Annotated in this window: 15 protein-coding genes; 2 read left to right on the top strand and 13 right to left on the bottom strand. The window is 62.0% G+C overall.

Going from position 1 to position 14,111, the window contains the following annotated elements:
• Positions 1-185: 185 nt before the first annotated feature.
• The 7 genes from A3AU_RS01000000135100 to A3AU_RS0108130 all read right to left on the bottom strand — a co-directional run bounded on the left by A3AU_RS01000000135100 (position 186) and on the right by A3AU_RS0108130 (position 4,273).
• Positions 186-1,058, bottom strand: coding sequence for an SAM-dependent methyltransferase (locus tag A3AU_RS01000000135100; protein WP_209444639.1), 873 nt, complete (start codon positions 1,056-1,058; stop codon positions 186-188).
• Positions 1,059-1,255: 197 nt separating this feature from the next.
• Complete coding sequence (locus tag A3AU_RS1000000138860; RefSeq protein ID WP_154674548.1) at positions 1,256-1,483, bottom strand: hypothetical protein; 228 nt, start codon at positions 1,481-1,483, stop codon at positions 1,256-1,258.
• A gap of 422 nt (positions 1,484-1,905) precedes the next feature.
• A complete protein-coding gene (locus A3AU_RS0108150; RefSeq protein ID WP_027052357.1) occupies positions 1,906-2,343 on the bottom strand; it encodes a hypothetical protein in 438 nt (145 codons plus the stop codon).
• A 70-nt stretch (positions 2,344-2,413) separates the two neighbouring features.
• Positions 2,414-2,896, bottom strand: a complete 483-nt coding sequence (locus A3AU_RS0108145) for an Hsp20 family protein (RefSeq protein ID WP_027052356.1) — start codon at positions 2,894-2,896, stop codon at positions 2,414-2,416.
• A 330-nt stretch (positions 2,897-3,226) separates the two neighbouring features.
• On the bottom strand, positions 3,227-3,376 hold the full coding sequence (locus A3AU_RS1000000139760; protein WP_154674547.1) for a hypothetical protein: 150 nt from the start codon (positions 3,374-3,376) through the stop codon (positions 3,227-3,229).
• Between the two features lie 49 nt (positions 3,377-3,425).
• On the bottom strand, positions 3,426-3,710 hold the full coding sequence (locus A3AU_RS0108135) for a hypothetical protein (RefSeq protein ID WP_027052355.1): 285 nt from the start codon (positions 3,708-3,710) through the stop codon (positions 3,426-3,428).
• Between the two features lie 239 nt (positions 3,711-3,949).
• Positions 3,950-4,273, bottom strand: coding sequence for a DUF2934 domain-containing protein (locus A3AU_RS0108130; RefSeq protein ID WP_027052354.1), 324 nt, complete (start codon positions 4,271-4,273; stop codon positions 3,950-3,952).
• Between the two features lie 273 nt (positions 4,274-4,546).
• Between A3AU_RS0108130 and A3AU_RS0108125 the strand changes: the two genes are divergently transcribed.
• Positions 4,547-5,905 carry a hypothetical protein gene (locus A3AU_RS0108125; RefSeq protein WP_027052353.1) on the top strand — a complete coding sequence of 453 codons (1,359 nt, stop codon included), beginning with the start codon at positions 4,547-4,549 and terminating at the stop codon, positions 5,903-5,905.
• Positions 5,906-5,966: 61 nt separating this feature from the next.
• On the opposite strand, the gene A3AU_RS0108120 is transcribed toward A3AU_RS0108125, so the two are convergent.
• From A3AU_RS0108120 to A3AU_RS0108095, 6 genes are all read right to left on the bottom strand, one after another.
• Positions 5,967-6,215, bottom strand: coding sequence for a hypothetical protein (locus tag A3AU_RS0108120; RefSeq protein WP_027052352.1), 249 nt, complete (start codon positions 6,213-6,215; stop codon positions 5,967-5,969).
• 285 nt (positions 6,216-6,500) lie between these two features.
• The gene (locus A3AU_RS0108115; RefSeq protein ID WP_027052351.1) at positions 6,501-7,022 is read right to left on the bottom strand and encodes a DoxX family protein; all 522 of its coding nucleotides are present in this window, start codon (positions 7,020-7,022) and stop codon (positions 6,501-6,503) included.
• A 244-nt stretch (positions 7,023-7,266) separates the two neighbouring features.
• Positions 7,267-7,746 carry a tetratricopeptide repeat protein gene (locus A3AU_RS0108110; protein ID WP_032916993.1) on the bottom strand — a complete coding sequence of 160 codons (480 nt, stop codon included), beginning with the start codon at positions 7,744-7,746 and terminating at the stop codon, positions 7,267-7,269.
• A 203-nt stretch (positions 7,747-7,949) separates the two neighbouring features.
• A complete protein-coding gene (locus A3AU_RS0108105) occupies positions 7,950-8,921 on the bottom strand; it encodes an MBL fold metallo-hydrolase (RefSeq protein ID WP_027052349.1) in 972 nt (323 codons plus the stop codon).
• Positions 8,922-9,068: 147 nt separating this feature from the next.
• Positions 9,069-9,290 (bottom strand): DUF680 domain-containing protein, encoded by a 222-nt coding sequence (locus A3AU_RS0108100; RefSeq protein WP_027052348.1) that lies wholly within the window; start codon positions 9,288-9,290, stop codon positions 9,069-9,071.
• Between the two features lie 40 nt (positions 9,291-9,330).
• Positions 9,331-9,579 carry a DUF680 domain-containing protein gene (locus A3AU_RS0108095; protein WP_027052347.1) on the bottom strand — a complete coding sequence of 83 codons (249 nt, stop codon included), beginning with the start codon at positions 9,577-9,579 and terminating at the stop codon, positions 9,331-9,333.
• A gap of 338 nt (positions 9,580-9,917) precedes the next feature.
• On the opposite strand from A3AU_RS0108095, the gene A3AU_RS0108090 reads away from it, so the two are divergent.
• Positions 9,918-14,060 (top strand): Pls/PosA family non-ribosomal peptide synthetase, encoded by a 4,143-nt coding sequence (locus A3AU_RS0108090; RefSeq protein ID WP_032916992.1) that lies wholly within the window; start codon positions 9,918-9,920, stop codon positions 14,058-14,060.
• Positions 14,061-14,111: the final 51 nt, after the last annotated feature.

Raw genomic sequence — 14,111 nt, 5'->3', positions numbered from 1 at the left:
GGCCCACTCCTGGTCTTCTGGCGTCAATCCCGATGCGGTGAAATCCGGGGACGCTCGATGCCGACGTTCGGTTCCGAACCCGGTGGACCTGTCCGGCGGGTCTTGTCATTTTTTGACTCATACCTGTCCGGTAGCGGTCCCTTTTCGACACTACTGGCTTCGAAATCGTCCCAACCGATCTACCATCAGACCGTTGCCGGCCAGTCTACGAGCGCGCCCGGCTTTGCCGGATCGTATAGTGACGGATCCTCTGCTCGCTTCAGAATATAGCGTTCCGGGATATCCAGTCTGCGAACTATATCGATGTTAGGGCCGCGCCGGCTCGACAGCGGAGGCACGACGAGTGTCGAGATCGGCGACAACGCGCTGGGGTCCAGCTTGTCAAGGCGGAACGGGCGAATGATGGGGTCGCATACCGGCAGCACACTTGCCTCGTAGACAATTACGTGATGATCCGCTGGATAATGCGCACGAAGCGCTTCTTTGAGCACTTCGATATTGTGTCCGATAGGGAACTGCCTGCGAAATCCGATTTGGCCGATAACCCCGACCTGCCACAGGACGAGCAGGCTGTTCGGATCGAAGATGCGATCATACACCAGAAAGTCGGTTGCCTCGAATGACTGGCAGCCGACGCGCCCAGGATCGATGCCAAGATCGGCAAAAAGGCAATCTTCGGCTGAAACGGCCGCCTTCATTTCGGCACGATAGCCTTCCGCCCGGGCCCTCAGGACGGCCTCGTGAGCCGGGAAGACGAAGATGCCGGGGTGCCCGTAAAAGGCGGCGCACGTTTTTAGCCCGGCCCGGACATGGCCTAATATGCATTCGGTCATCTTGTAATAGGTGTCGATCCTGTCAAGACTCTCGTCATACAGGGAATAAATGGATTCCGCCGTGCTGTTCAACTGCTCGAGGTAGGCGGCGGTTGCCACGTCTGCCACGACATACAGTAGCTTCTCCGCCTGAATGATGATGGATTCCGTCGAGGCCGTCATGTTCCCCGCCAGTCCGATGCCGGTACCGACGACGATTAATTCGCCGGAAGCGATCTGTTTCACAATGACCTCCTGTGGTGCGGATGCACACGTTGGTACAAAACCCTGGCGAGAAACTATAACCAACCAAGTCGGTCTCGACGGGCGGTAGCGCTGACCTTTGGTTGAAAGCTGGCCCGCACACAGTGTTCGAGTGCAATTCCGATAGGCTTGTACGGGCCAAAAACTGCTTCTAGGAAGCTGTCGTCGTTCGAAAACAGTCAGAGAACCACGACGACGACCGTGGTATCTGCATCCGCCGCGGCAAGGCCGCCCCGGCCTCCGATCGCCTGGCTGATCAGTTCAGGTTTCTTGCTCAGAACAGCAGTGATTTCCTTGTCTGACAGGCCAGCACCGTTCATCGCGCTATAAGGGTCCGCCTTGAAGGTGGTCATTTTAGCGTGGTCTTTGGCGATATCTGTCAAGTAAGTTGCGAGCTTTCCAGCCATTGTCTTCCCTCACTCAAAAGGCAGACATGCGTTGTTTACACGCAAAAAGAATGTTTAAACAATGAGAATTGAGATCAACGCAAGTCTGCGTGCACCGATTTGCTTCGGCGTGTTTAATGTACACAAGTTCTTTTATCAGTCAACGCGCATATATTCCTATCGTTTTTGACCATTGAATTTGCTGATGTATTTTATAATTTCTCAAAGAACTTGGTAAATGAAACGCTTGCATATTTGATAAAACTGAGGCTGTTCGCTCATCCTATTCCTGAAGGCCCGGCTTCGGTGGCTGAGTTCTGTCCGGAAGGATGCGCTCCGCCACCGTCCAGCTGGTCACTGCGTGGACCTCGCCATCCGCGCCCCGCATAAAGTCGAGCTCTTTTGCCGCGACCAGCTTGGCGCCGATGCCAAGAACGCCGCCCTTACGCGTAAGCCGGTTCTGGAACCGCGACGGCTCCGCCACCCCCGCGCCGTGGATACATCACACATGCCGGAGAGGGCGGCGGATCATCGTCATCGTTCGGGCCCGGGCGGCGGAACCACCGGCGGGCAGCGCTGCGTCGGCGGTCGAGCGCTCGGGGCCACCTTGTGCCGATCGCGGGTGGCGTATCGAGGGATTTCAGGGCTTTGAGGATGTCGTCGATCCCGACCGCGATGCCACCTTCCAGCTGACGCAGCGACGGCGCATCGGCAACGACGTTCGCATCGGAAGCCCAGAACGACAGCATGGCTCTTTTCTCGGCGGTCGAGAGCGCCGCGTCCCTGAGCACGTCGCCAGGGACAAGGAAGCGCATGCCGGCGCCGAGGCGGCTCGAAAAGTTGGTGTTCGGCTTGGTTGATGTGTCGAATTCTCTAGTCATCTCCTGTCTCCGCAATTACGGCCTCCCGGGCCATGCCGGGAGGCGAACCGCAGCTTCTGCTAATTCAGGGTCAGGCGGCCTTGCGCCCCGCGCGGCCATCGCCGGCAATTCGAGCGGTGTCGTTCGACGCCTCGGCCGAGACCGACCCGCCGCCGACGGGGATGCGGCGCGGCTTCAATTCTTCCGGAATTTCCTGGACCAGCTCGATGGACAGAAGCCCATCGCGCAGCGTCGCCGCCTTGACCTTGACGTGGTCGGCGATCCGGAAGACCTGCTTGAAATCGCCGATCGCGAGCCCACGGTGCAGGATCTGGCGCCCTTCATCCTCGGCGTTCTTGTGGCCGGTCACGATGAGTTCGGGGCCGTGCTGCGTCAGTTCGATTTCCTGTTCGCTGAATCCGGCCACCGCCATTGTGATGCGATAGTCGTGCTCGCCGATCTTCTCGATGTTGTAAGGCGGCCAGTCCGGGCGCGGGCCGCTGTCGAGCATGTTGAAAAGGCGGTCAAAGCCGACCGTCGTGCGATAGAGGGGTGCGTAGTCAAAGCTTCTCATGTCCATATCCTCCGAAAAGCAACATGGGTTTCAACGTCTACGATATTGAATGTCGAGCCCTGGAGCCTCGACGAAAAACGATTTGGGAGGGGTGAAAATCCTCTTCAAGAGGATGGCGAAAAAAATCTGAGGGGGTGAAAGCGTACTGCTTCGCCTGGCGGCAGGCGTCAGGCACGCGCCGTCATTCGTCGGCACAACGGCCGTGTCGCGGCACGTTGCAGCCAACACGGACGGGGCAGGTCAACACCGCAGGTCAACACCGGTGTGTCAGGCGATGACCGCAGCGTGTCGCGCATCATCATTTCTAGCGGAGAAGGCAGACAACGCCCCTCAATGCCGCTTGAAATACTGTACCTCGCGCTCGTGCTTCTCGGCGGCCTCACGCGTCTCGAACGTCCCCAGGTTCCGCCGCTTGCCCGTCTTCTCGTCCTTCTTGCGCGAGTAAAGCCGGAACTTTCCGTCCTTCAGCTTGCGGATCATCGGTCTCTCCCTTGGAAAGACGAGGAGCCCGGCCGGGCCCCTCGAACTTTCAGTCGCGGTGTTCGGGCATCTTTTTCAGCTGGTCCTTGGTCCAGTTGGTCACGGCGTGGATGTCGCCATCGTCGTCGCGCATGAAGTCGAGTTCGCTGGCGGCAACGGCGACGGGTTTGGCACCGATGCCGAGGAAGCCGCCGACGTCGATGACGACCTGGCTGCCATGCACATGGTCGACCGAGCCGATCTTCTCGTCGCCGGGGCCGTAGATGGTGGCGCCCTCGAGCGTGTCGTTGGTCAGTTCGGCATTGGTCAGCCTGATGTGGGTGCTGTGGTCCATGGTGCATCTCCTGTGGTTGGGACAGGAGGAACCTGCGAGACGGGCAAGGGTTCCGAGGAAAACGCCTTTGGGTGGCCGGAGTCTGCGCTCTACGAGGCCTGCCTCTGTCCGGCAGGCCAGAGGGGGCCTCGTAGAGCGCAGACTTTGCAAGAGAAGACAGAGTCTCGCCGGTACATGCCGATGAATCATCTCATCATCGACGCACTCCAGCGCATTGTTTTGAAACGCGAAGCCGCGCTTCAGCGCTTGCGTCTTGCCTTCAGCTCGCGAGCGGCCTGCTCCGTCGCGGCGCGGTCGGTGCCCAGGCGGTCGATCAGTTCCTGTGCCTCGTCGCCGGATATGCCGGTGCGCATGGCCAGTGCCTCGACTTCCAGCACGTCGGTGCTGGCGATCTCGCGGGTTTGCGGCAGCGCATCGTCGGCGGTCAGCGGCAGGGCGGCTTCCCTGTCGATCTCGGCCTCGGCCGTGTGCCAGTGCCGCTCATGGTCGCCATGGGCGCCGCCTTCGCGTTGCCAGATGGCGTAGGCGCGGTCTCGGATCTTGTCGTTGCGGTCGTCTGTCATCGGCGTTCTCCCTTGGTGTTCGGGAAGAACGCCGCGCCTGCGCGAACGATCCAAGAATTTTCCGTGATCGCTGGCACGAATCGGATCGCAGAAGGTCAGCGAGGCACCGGGCCCCACGGGCGCGGCCACCGCCGTGCTCGGCCGGATCAGCTGCGACCTCGGCGCCAAGAACCGTCGAGGAGATCGCCCGTTCGGGCGCGTCGCGATCATGCAGGCGGGCTAACCAAAGGTGGGCGATGCGCCATGGAAAGACGTGGGTTAGAGTCCCAGGCGATGATCACCACTTCCAAAATGCTTCACTTCCTCGTCGGCGCGTGGTTGGCGCTGGCACCCATATCGCCTCGCCATGCGCTTGCAGCACCCCAAAACGCCGTTGCGACGAACGACTTTCTCAACAGCATCGGCGTCGTTTCCACATTCCCCGATCGAGGCCAGCCATTGGCCAAGACGATCGAGATGGTCCGCTATTGCGGCTTTCGATGGATAAGGGCGGGAATAGAAGGGCTGAGCGACGACGGCCCCACAACCATCCAGACCTTTCTGGATCTGCATCGCGAAACCGGAGTGCTGCTGAACTGGGGATTGGTCAGCGGTGGGACCGACGTGAAGAAACTGGTCGAAACGGGCAAGGTGCTTGCTGGAGCCGGCGCGCTGCTCGCATTCGAGGGCAACAACGAGCCGAACAACTGGGGCGTCACCTATCAGGGCGAGAAAGGCGGCGGCAGGGAGCCTTCGTGGATGGCCGTCGCCAAGCTTCAGCGCGATCTTTACCAGGCTGTCAAAAGTGATCCTGTGCTTGCGAAGTATCCTGTCTGGTCGATCTCGGAACCCGGCGCGCAGCGAGACAATGTCGGTCTTCAGTTCCTGACGATCCCGCCCGGCGCTCAAACCCGGATGCCGGACGGCACGAAATATGCCGACTACGCCAATGTGCACAACTACATCTATCACTCGCATTCGCCGTATCCGGCGGACAACAAGACGTGGCGCGCCGCCGATCCAACCGCCGCATCCAGGGTGGACGGGTTGTTCGGCAACTTCGGCGTCACCTGGGCGAGAGGGTTTTTGGGCTACACCCAGGAGCAACTCGATACGCTGCCGCGGGTCACGACCGAGACCGGGGTGGCAATCGGAGGCACGGTCACGGAGCAAATGCACGGCTTGAACTTGATGAGCATGTACCTTGCTCAGTTCACGCGCGGCTACGCCTACACATCGGTCTATCTGTTGCGGGACCGTACCGACGAAGGCGGCAACCAATCTTTCGGCTTCTACAAGGCTGATTATTCACCCCGCACGGCCGCCTTCTACCTGCACAACCTTACGACGATCTTGGCGGATAAAGGCGCCCTCGCCAAACCCGGCCAGCTCGACTTCACCATCGCGGACCAACCCGAAACCGTTCACGACCTGCTCCTGCAGCACAGCGACGGCACGTTCCAACTTGTCGTGTGGAACGAACGTTTGACCGGTCAAGACCGCTTGACGATCCATTTCGGCGAAAAGCAGGCGTCGGTAAAAACCTACGATCCAACAATTGGCGTCGACCCCATCCAAACACTGAGCAATTTGCGTTCGCTGGAAATTACGCTCAGCGACCATCCGATCGTCATCGCGCTTTCGCCCGGCTGAAACGAGCCAGGCGGCGGCAAGCCCGCCGCCTGGCTGTCGGCCGTGCTGGCCGGCTATGGGGTCAGTGGCCCCAGATGCCCTGGCCATAGCCCGATGCGGGCATGCCTGAGGTCGCATTGGACCCGGCCGCGCTGTCGGTGATGCTCTTGGTGACACCCTGGTCGAGCGCGCCGCCCGACATCATCGCATGGGTGGTGGTCGGGAAGCTGCCGGCGTCAGGCACGAAGTCCGCGCCGAAGTGGTCGCTGCCGGCAAAAGCCATGCCGGAGGCGAACAGGAACGCGGCAGTGGTCAGAATGATCTTCTTCATTTCAAGTCTCCATCTTTCAAAAGTCGACATCGACCTCGACGCGCCGCCCGCATCGCTTTCGTGAGGCTGTCTGTTCATAGTCTCGGGCGAGGCCGGCCAACCACGACCCTCACTGGATCGTTGCGGTGGCAAGTTTCAGCGCACGACCGTCGCGGGTCGTTGTTGCGCTGTTGGCGGCTTCGATAAGGGGCTGGTGTTTGTGCGAGCGTGGTAGGCAGCGTGGTAAGAACCGCCGCAAGTGTGGAATTTTGCGTGGAATGCGGCCACAAAGCGCCCGCGCACCGCTCAAACAGGCAGCCTTACATCCAGCGTGAACTCGTTCTCCACCGCCAGCAGCGCCGCTAGCATTTCCTTGTCACGCTGGCGCTTTTGCAGGTAGCGGGCCAGCAGCCAGTCCAGCGAAAGACGGCCGGCGCCGACAGCGGCCAGCACGAACATCCCGCCTGATATGGCCAGGTCCTTTTCGAAATGCAGCAACTCGTTCTGGTTGGCGAAATTGATGTGGAACAGCAAGGCCGTGGCCAGGCAGAACAGTCCGAGCCCGATGCCGCCCAGCCGCGTCAGCAGGCCCGAAGCCACCGAGAGCCCTGCCCCCAGCTGCAGCGCGATGGTAGCGACGAACAGCGGCAGGCCGACGCCTTGCGCGGCCATCGCCTTGGCGGCGCCGTCGAAATGCGTGGCCAGTGTCACGCCCTCATGCAGGAAGATGAAGGACATAAGCAGGCGGCCGGCAAGCAGGGTCACGTCCCTGATGTGGTATTTCGTGGCGAGGCCAGTGAGCCTCGCGGCGATGTCGTTCGGTGTCATGGTCAGCCTCCAATTTTTGGGCACAGGCCTATTTTGGTAACAGGCGGGCGCCGCCCGCCGTGGGACGCGCGAAAACGGCGCCTGCCGGATGTGATGTTCGAAAAGGCCGGAGCCGGCTCGAGGGAGAGTGCCGGCTCCGGCAACGGGCGCCAGCCACGAGCGCCCGAATTGTGATGTGTGGAGAGGTTTGCGCCAGGCCCCTTCGCGGGCAAGCAACCGCCATCCTACTGCGTCACCCCTGCCCTTACTGCGTCACCTTGGTGTCGATGGCTTTCTGCAAATCGGAGAGCTCCTCGCAGCCGGCGGGACACAATTTCTGCAGCGAGGCCAGCTGTTCCTTGGCCTTGCCCATGTCGCCTGTCTCCACATAGAGCTCGCCCAGATATTCGCGGGCCGCCTTGTGGTCGGGCTTCAGCTCCAGCGCCTTGTTGTAGTAGGTCAGCGCGGTGGTGAAATCGCCGGTCTTGCGCAGCGTGAAGCCGAGCAGGTTGTAGACGTCGGCCTGTTGGTTGTCCTGCGCCAGGTCGCGCAGATCGGCCAGCGCGCCCTTGTAGTCCTTGGCGGCGATCTTGGCCTGGACGGCGGTGAGGTCGGGCGCATCGGCGCCCTCGATATCGTCCACCGCATAGGCCGGCATGATCGTCGCGACCGGAACCACGGTCAGCACGGCAATGGCACCGAGCAGGCCGTAGAGGGCATGTTTGCCCAGATAGGAGTGTTTCATTGTCTTTCTCGCTTGGTTTGAGTGCTAGCGTCGAGAGACCGTTTCGAAATTCGCTCTGGCGAGTCATATGACGGTGGTTTCGAGAACCGGAGCGGAGCGGACGTTCGGGTCCGTGGGCTCAGTTCTACTGCGTAGACGCAGTAGAACGGGGAAGCGCAGAAAACGCCTTCAGATGGCCGCCACAGTAGAGTTTCCAAACGGTCTCAAATCTGAACGGGGGTGAAGCCATAGGCATTGCCGTCCTTGACGAAGACGCCGGTGCCCGGGAACGGGAAGTGCGACCCGGAAATGCGGATGTTGTCCGCGATCACCCGGTCGACGATCTTGTGGCGCGTGGTGATGGCGGTGGGCCCATCCTGGTCGTAGCTGCCCTGCCACTCCGGATGCGGCGCCAGAAGTGCGGGCACATACATGGTGTCGGCGGAGATCATCAGTTGCTCCTTGCCGGAATTGGCGAGGTACACCGAATGTCCGGGCGTATGGCCCGGTGCTGCGATGATCTGGATGCCGGGCGCCACTTCCGCGCCGTCCTGGACCAGCTTCCAGTTCTTCCATTTCGGAAAATTCTCGGCGATGCGCTTGCCCGCCGGCTTGCGGCCCTCGGGCAGCTTGGCCAACCGGCTCGGGTCGGTCCACCAATTGTATTCGGTGGCGTTGACGATCAGCTCGGCATTGGGGAACACCGGCGTGTTGGTGCCCTTTTCCATCAGGCCCCAGACATGGTCGGGGTGGAAATGCGAGATCATGATGGTGTCGATCGCCTTGTAGTCGATGCCGGCGGCGGCCATGTTGGCCGGCAGGTGCGTGGCATTGGCCTGCCACTGGCCGACGCCGGAGCCCGCATCCATCATGATTAGCTTGCCGCCCATCTTGAGCACGACGACGGTGAGCGGAATGGGCATGAAGTCGGTGGTCAGGCCGGCCTTGGCGAGTGCCGCCTTGGTGTCGTCGACGGAAACATCCTTGATGAAGGCCGGGTCATGCGGCTTCTTCCAGATGCCGTCATAGATGGCGGTCACCTCGATATCGCCGACCGTGTATTTGTAGAAGCCGACGGTCGGCTCCACCGGCGTCTGCGCGAAAGCGGGGCGGGTGAACTCGAGCTTGCCGGCAAGGCCGAAGGCGGCAGCGGCGGCGGCGGATTGAAGCACTGTGCGGCGTGTCATGCTGAACATGGGTGTCTCCTGTGGGTTGCGTGACGGAAAACCAAATCGCGAAAGACGAGAAATCGCGGCGGGATGACGGAGGGCCACGCCACATGGCCCTCCGTCCCGATGCGGTCGGGGTCGGGACCTCGGGGATGGTCCGGACCCCTCGCGAACTCAGCGACCCCAGATGCCCTGGCCGGGTTCGTCCGCATCAGATTTCATCGTCGCCTGCATGCCGTTGCGGACCATGTCCGGCCGGCGGATCGAGGCGGTGTAGGTGTTGTCGATGGTCGCGGCCGCCGGGTTGACGGTGCGGTCGCCAAAATGGTCGCTGCCGGCAAAGGCGCTGGTGGTGGCCACGAGAATGGCGGCGGCGGCAAGAGCGATGTTTTTCATGTCGATGGTTCCTGTTTGTTGAGAGATTGCTTGAGGGCGCTTAGCGGCCCCAGAGGCTGTCGCGATTGTGCTGGTCGATGATGTCCTGAACCGAACCCTGGCTCGGCCCGGTCGTCACCCGCGCGTCGGCGCCATTCTGCTGCGCCGCGTAGGGGATCGAAGCGGTGGCATTGGTGTCGACGGAAGCGACAGGCTGGTTGGCATTGTCGGCGCCGAAATGGTCGCTGCCGGCAAAGGCAGCACTCGAGGCGAGCAGCATCGCAGCCACGCCGAGGGCGAGCTTGGTCATCTTGATAAATCCTTGTTTCGTTTCTTCGGGTCGCGGGCCGGTGAATGGCCCCGCTACAGGGAAGACCCGGCGGGGCGGTGCTTTATTCCCAGGGTGTCGAGATTTTTTTGGACGGTGGAAACTGGCGACGACAGCCGTGCGGAAAAAGCGCTCAGACACACTTCAGAAACAAAATTCAACAGTTCGGAAAAACTGACGAAAAGATCGGATGGCATAAGCATGCCTCAAAGGCCGGGAATCGGCCGCCGCAATCGCGACGGCGGCGCAGCCAGCAATGTCCACCGACACGGCGGCGTGACGCACCCGGCGATGCTGGGTCAGGACGAGAAAGTTTGGAAATGGATCACGGTGTCGATATCGCCGCACTCGACAGGGGCACGGCAAGACTGGATCGAGAGCCCGAAACCGGGCTGGCCGAAAATGGCCTGGCTGCCGTCGATGCGCTCATCAGGGGCGCTCAGCGGCCCCTGGCGGCGCACGACCAGATCCTGACCGGCGCGGACTTCGCCCGGGCAGGTCAGCCGGGCGAGCGGCTCGATGCCGTCTTCGAACAGCTCGCCAAGACATTCGCCACGCTGCCGGCGGTGATCTCCGAAGGACGCACCTGGACCTATCAGGAGCTCGACAGCCGGGCCAACCAGTTCGCCCGCCTGCTGGTCAAGCGCGGCGTGCGCCCGGGCCACCGGGTCGGGCTTATCCTCGACCGGTCGGCGGAAACCTATGTCGCCTTGCTCGCCGTCGTGAAGGCGGGCGCCGCCTTCGTGCCGCTGGCCACCGCTTTTCCGCAGGAGCGCATGGCGCTCATCATCGAAGACGCCAGCGTCAGCCTGGTCGTCACCATCGCCACCTATGCGTCGCGGGCTGACCAGTTGCCGGTTCCGCATGTACTGATCGACAGCGCCGCCGCCGAGATCTCCAAACAGTCCAGCGCGCCGCTGAAGCCGACCAACGGGCCGGCCGCCACGGCGATCGAAGATATCTGCTACATCCTCTACACCTCCGGCACCACCGGCAGGCCGAAGGGCGTCGCCATCAGGCACCAGAGCTTCGTCAACTTCATCCGCGTCGCCGCCGCATCCTATGGCTACAAGCCCGGCGATCGCGTCTACCAGGGCATGACCATCGCCTTCGACTTTTCCTCCGAGGAGATCTGGGTGCCGTTCGTCGCCGGCGCCACCGTGGTGCCGGCACCCGGCCAGTTGCCACTCGTCGGCGAGGAACTGGCGGATTTCCTGCGCCATCATGACATCACCTGCATCGCCTGCAGCCCGACGCTTCTCTCGTCGATGACTTCGGATGTGCCCAGCCTGCGCACGCTGCTGGTCGGCGGCGAGGCTTGCCCGCACAATCTGGTGGTGCGCTGGTCGAAGCCGGGCCGGCAGATCCTCAACACCTATGGCCCGACGGAGGCGACCGTCACGGCAACGATGGGCGCGCTGACGCCGGACAAGCCTGTCACCATCGGCGCGCCGCTGCCCACCTATTCCATCGTCATTCTCGACCCTTCGCTGCCGGAACTTGCCGAGCCTGGCGAACTGGGCGAAATAGGCATCGCCGGCATCGGCCTCGCCGTCGGCTATCTCAACAGGCAAGACCTGACCGAACAGAAGTTCATCCCCGATTTCCTCGGCCTGCCGAACAATCCGTCGAAGCGTATCTACCGCACGGGTGATCTTGGCCGGATCAACGGCGATGGCGAGATCGAATATGCCGGGCGCATCGACACCCAGGTGAAGATCCGCGGCTATCGCATCGAGCTCGGCGAGATCGAGGCGGTGTTGCTGGACCAGCCCGCCATCGCGCAGGCCGCCGTCACCACCTGGGAGATCGAGCCCGGCCGCGTCGAGCTCGTCGCCTATTACGCGCCCAAGGCCGGGGCGCCGGCGCTCTCGCGCGCCGATCTTGCCCAGACGATGAAGCGGCGCCTGCCGGACTACATGGTGCCCTCCTACCTGGAGGAACTGCCAGCAATCCCGATGACGGTGTCGAACAAGGTCGATCTGCGCCAACTGCCGAAGCCGACCAGCGTGCGGCTCTCCGGCAATGGGGAGATGATTGCGCCCCGCAATGACGACGAGCGTTTCCTCGCCGACGCGCTGGCCGCGGTGCTGAAATTCGACGCGGTGTCGGTCGAGGACGATTTCTTCGACGATCTCGGCGCCAACTCGCTGCTGATGGCGCATTTCTGCGCCCGCGTGCGCACCCGCAAGGAATGGGCGACGACGTCCATGCGCGATATCTACCTCTATCCGACGGTCGCGCGCCTGGCCAAGCATCTGAGCGTGGCCGAAGAGATGACGACGGCCACCAACGAACCCGTCCTCACCCGCCAGGCCTCGAACCTTGCCTATTGGACCTGCGGAGCGGGCCAGCTTTCGTTCTACCTCGCCTACAGCTACGCTGCGGTGTGGGTGATCGACAATGGCCTCGACTGGGTCTACGACACGCTCGACGAGCCGCTGCAGCTCTATGTCAGGTGCGTGGCGCTGTCCGCCGGCGTGTTCTTCGGCATGTCCGGCTTTGCCGTTGCCATGAAATGGCTGCTTGTCGGCCGCTGGAAGGCCGAGGCGTTTCCCATCTGGGGGTGGCGCTACTATCGCTTCTGGGTGGTCAAGACACTGATCCGCACGGCGCCCGTCGTGCTGTTCCGCGGCAGCCCGCTCTATAGCTTCTATCTCAGGCTTCTCGGCACCAGGCTCGGCCACAACGCCGTCATCGAATCGAAATCCGTGCCCGTCTGCACGGACCTGATTTCGATCGGCGCCAACACGATCCTTCGCAAGGAATCGATGATCCTCGGCTATCGCGCCCAGGCCGGCTATATCCACACCGGGCCGCTCAGCATCGGCCGTGATGCCTTTGTCGGCGTCGGCTCGACGCTCGACATCGACACCTCGATCGGCGACGGCGGCCAGCTCGGCCATTCGTCCTCGCTGCAGAGCGGGCAAAGCATTCCCGACGGCGAGCACTGGCATGGATCGCCGGCCGTGCCGACCACGGCCGACTATTGCAAGGTACGCACCGCGAACCCTTACGAGATCCGGCGCTTCCTCTATGAAGCCGTTCAGCTGGTGCTCCTGTTCGCCGTCATCACCCCGCTGCCGCTCCTGTTCCACAGCTATTGGGAGTATGTCGGCGACGACTATCAGGAGACGATCGGTCTCGTCGCGATCGGCACCACGGTCACGCTGTTCGGTTATATCGCCGTGGCCTTTTTCGCCGCCACGGTGGTGCCGCGCCTGTTCAGCCTGATCCTGAAGCCCGGGCGCACCTATACGCTCTACGGCTTCCGCTATTGGCTGCAGACCGTCTCCGAATTCTCCAGCAATTCGCGCGTGCTGGGACTGCTGTTCGGCGACAGCTCGGCCATCGTCCATTACATGCGTGCCATCGGCTGGAACCTCAACAAGGTGGTGCAGACCGGTTCCAACTTCGGCTCCAACCAGCAGCATGAAAACCCGCTTCTGTGCGAGATCGGCACCGAGACCATGGTGTCGGACGGGCTGTTCATGATCAATGTGCACAAGTCCGCCTCCGCGTTCCGGCTGGAGCCGACCCGCATCGGCGAGCGCAACTATCTCGGCAACAACATCTACTATCCGCCGGATGGACGCACGGGCGACAATGTCCTGCTCGGCACCAAGGTGATGATCCCCATCGATGGACCGGTGCGCGAGAATGTCGGCCTTCTCGGGTCGCCTGCCTTTGAAATCCCGCGCATGGTCAATCGCGACAAGGAACTCATCGCCGGTGTCGACGAGGCCGACCGGCGCCAGCGCATCCCGTTCAAGAACCGCCACAACCTGGTGACGATCCTTCTGTTCATGGCAACGCAATGGGTCATGCTGTTCGCCACGCTGGCGATCTGGGACCGCGCGCTGAATTATTATACCGAATGGGCGGAGGTCGCTCTCTTCGTCGCCGTGATCCTGACGTCGGCGATCACCATTCCGTTCTACATCTTCGTCGAACGCGCAAGCCTTGGTTTTGGCAAGCTGAAGCCGCGAATGACGACGATCTACGATGTCGACTTCTGGCGCCACGAACGCCACTGGAAGCTCGCGGATTCGCCAATTGTCAACCTGTTCGCCGGCACGCCGTTCCGGCCGATGATCCTGCGCATGCTGGGCGTCAAGGTCGGCAAGCGCGTCTATGACGGTGGCAGCAACCTGACCGAACGCTCTCTGGTGGAGATCGGCGATGACGTCACGCTCAACGAGGGTTGCGTCCTCCAGGCCCATTCGCTGGAAGAAGGTGCGTTCAAGTCGGACTTCATCCGCATCGGTGACGGTTGCACGCTCGGACCTTCGGCCTTCGTCCATTACGGCGTCGTGATGGGCAAGGGATCGATGGTCGATGCCGACTCCTTCGTGATGAAGGGCGAAGTGCTGGAGCCCAACTCGATCTGGCGCGGCAACCCTGCCAAGCTGCACCGGTTCGTCGAACCGATCATGGATGACGGCTCCAGGGCGTCATCCTGACATCGGATCCCGATAGCATTGGAGGTCACGTGACAGAGCGATCCGGAAACA

The organism is Mesorhizobium erdmanii USDA 3471, assembly GCF_000472705.1.
In the GTDB taxonomy this organism is placed as follows: Bacteria; Pseudomonadota; Alphaproteobacteria; order Rhizobiales; family Rhizobiaceae; genus Mesorhizobium; species Mesorhizobium erdmanii.
This window is presented reverse-complemented; position numbering and strand designations above follow the sequence as displayed.

Bases quoted from the DNA above. Each gene is read 5' to 3' on its own strand.
- A3AU_RS0108150 (WP_027052357.1), bottom strand. From the start codon at position 2,343: ATGACTAGAGAATTCGACACATCAACCAAGCCGAACACCAACTTTTCG.
- A3AU_RS0108130 (WP_027052354.1), bottom strand. From the start codon at position 4,273: ATGACAGACGACCGCAACGACAAGATCCGAGACCGCGCCTACGCCATC.
- A3AU_RS0108125 (WP_027052353.1), top strand. From the start codon at position 4,547: ATGATCACCACTTCCAAAATGCTTCACTTCCTCGTCGGCGCGTGGTTG.
- A3AU_RS0108120 (WP_027052352.1), bottom strand. From the start codon at position 6,215: ATGAAGAAGATCATTCTGACCACTGCCGCGTTCCTGTTCGCCTCCGGC.
- A3AU_RS0108090 (WP_032916992.1), top strand. From the start codon at position 9,918: ATGGATCACGGTGTCGATATCGCCGCACTCGACAGGGGCACGGCAAGA.
- A3AU_RS0108135 (WP_027052355.1), bottom strand. From the start codon at position 3,710: ATGGACCACAGCACCCACATCAGGCTGACCAATGCCGAACTGACCAAC.
- A3AU_RS0108145 (WP_027052356.1), bottom strand. From the start codon at position 2,896: ATGAGAAGCTTTGACTACGCACCCCTCTATCGCACGACGGTCGGCTTT.
- A3AU_RS0108100 (WP_027052348.1), bottom strand. From the start codon at position 9,290: ATGAAAAACATCGCTCTTGCCGCCGCCGCCATTCTCGTGGCCACCACC.
- A3AU_RS0108115 (WP_027052351.1), bottom strand. From the start codon at position 7,022: ATGACACCGAACGACATCGCCGCGAGGCTCACTGGCCTCGCCACGAAA.
- A3AU_RS1000000138860 (WP_154674548.1), bottom strand. From the start codon at position 1,483: ATGGCTGGAAAGCTCGCAACTTACTTGACAGATATCGCCAAAGACCAC.
- A3AU_RS0108095 (WP_027052347.1), bottom strand. From the start codon at position 9,579: ATGACCAAGCTCGCCCTCGGCGTGGCTGCGATGCTGCTCGCCTCGAGT.
- A3AU_RS1000000139760 (WP_154674547.1), bottom strand. From the start codon at position 3,376: ATGATCCGCAAGCTGAAGGACGGAAAGTTCCGGCTTTACTCGCGCAAG.
- A3AU_RS0108110 (WP_032916993.1), bottom strand. From the start codon at position 7,746: ATGAAACACTCCTATCTGGGCAAACATGCCCTCTACGGCCTGCTCGGT.
- A3AU_RS0108105 (WP_027052349.1), bottom strand. From the start codon at position 8,921: ATGTTCAGCATGACACGCCGCACAGTGCTTCAATCCGCCGCCGCCGCT.